At 64.1% G+C, this 1,670-nt stretch carries 2 protein-coding genes; one reads left to right on the forward strand and one right to left on the reverse strand.

Annotation, left to right across the window (positions count from 1 at the left end; translation table 11 throughout):
• Positions 1 to 42 precede the first annotated feature (42 nt).
• Positions 43 to 891, reverse strand: a complete 849-nt coding sequence (locus tag JHD07_RS39330; RefSeq protein ID WP_291632005.1) for a neutral zinc metallopeptidase — start codon at positions 889 to 891, stop codon at positions 43 to 45.
• Positions 892 to 1,008: 117 nt separating this feature from the next.
• Here JHD07_RS39330 and JHD07_RS39335 point away from each other — a divergent pair.
• On the forward strand, positions 1,009 to 1,670 hold a 662-nt coding region (locus tag JHD07_RS39335; RefSeq protein WP_291632007.1), incomplete at its 3' end, for a DUF72 domain-containing protein.

Below are 1,670 nucleotides of genomic sequence, written 5' to 3' on the forward strand. Positions count from 1 at the left end.
AGGCAAGGACCGCCTGCGCGTCGTCTGGCGTCGCGGCCATGATCATAGGTCCTGGAAGGGACCGTCGCACGTCGTGGGATCGCCAGACGTGTAGCCGGATTTCAGCCACCGCATGCGCTCAACAGATGAGCCGTGAGTGAAGTTTTCCGGCGTCACGCGCCCGCCCTGGCGCTTCTGCAGCGTGTCGTCGCCGATGGCCTTGGCGGTCGTGAGGCCGGCCTCGAGGTCGCCGGGTTCCATCGCGACATTGCCGCCGGAAACCTTCGCGGCATTGGCCGCCCATACGCCCGCATAGCAGTCTGCCTGAAGTTCGAGGGCGACGGAGTAGCGGTTGCCTTCTTCCTTGCCGAGGGATTGCTGCGCTCGCTGCACCTTTTGCGAGGCGCCGCTGAGCGTCTGCACGTGGTGGCCGAATTCGTGGGCGATGACATAGGCCTTGGCGAAGTCCGCGTCGGACGCGCCGAGTTGCTCGCTCATCGTCTGCCAGAAGGAGAGGTCGAGATAGACGGTCTGGTCGGTGGGGCAATAGAACGGGCCCATCGCTGCCTGGCCGTAGCCGCATCCCGTGCCTGTGCCGGTGTCGTAGAGGACGACTTTGGGCGGGGTGTACCCGCGCATCGCCTGCGCCCAGACATCGTTCACATTGGCGCCGACGACGTCGACGAAGCGGCCGGCGTCGTCTGCAGGCGTGCCCATCGTGCCCCGTTCCTGTGCGCCCTGGCCGATGAAGAGCCCGGCGACGGATTGCGTCGTGTTGGGGTCAACGCCTAGAAAAACGTAGGCGAGCACAGCGATGATGCCGACAATGCCGCCGCCGCCCGCGACTGCCCCTGCGCCGAGACCGCGCCGGTCCTCGGTACCGCCGCCCGAGCGGCCGCCTTTCCAACGCATGTCCTGTCTCCCTCGAATGCCACAGCAATAGGCCAGAACGCGCGAGAGAAGGAAAGGCTGCGTTGGCGGCGCGAACGCCCTCAGTCTAGACTGTCCGGCTATCAAGAGGAGACGTGGGTGGCGTATCCGATACGCGTGGGCGTTGGCGGCTGGACATTCGAGCCGTGGGACGAGACGTTTTATCCGTCAGGGCTGTCCAAGGCGAAGCAGCTGCAGCACATGAGTCGCACGCTGACCGCCGTGGAGGTCAACGGGACGTATTACTCGTCGTTCAAGCCGGACACGTTCGCGAAATGGCGCGACGAGACGCCGGACGGGTTCGTGTTCAGCCTGAAGGCGCACCGGTTTTCAACAGTGCGCAAGACGAAGGAGGACATGAAGACCTCGACCGGTCTGTTCCTCGACCAGGGCATCACGCAGCTGAAGGACAAGCTGGGGCCGATCAACTGGCAGTTTCCCGGCAATCGCAAGTTCGACCGCGAGCACTTTGCGAACTTCCTGTCTGTGCTGCCGAAGGAGAAGGACGGGGTCGAACTGCGTCATGCGCTGGAGGTACGCGGGACGGGCTATGATGATCCGGCGTTCTTCGAGCTGCTGGACAAGCATGGCGCGACGGTGGTGTACGCCGAAGACGATGAGTTTCCGAAGCTTGCGCAGCTGGGCTCGGACTTTGTCGTGGCGCGGCTGATGCAGTCGCAGGCGAACGAGAAGGCCGGGTATTCGAAGAAGGAGATCGACCGGTTCGCGAAGATGGCGACGGACTGGTCGAAGAAGCGCGA

The organism is Bradyrhizobium sp. (assembly GCF_016462955.1).
Taxonomy (GTDB): domain Bacteria; phylum Pseudomonadota; class Alphaproteobacteria; order Rhizobiales; family Xanthobacteraceae; genus Bradyrhizobium.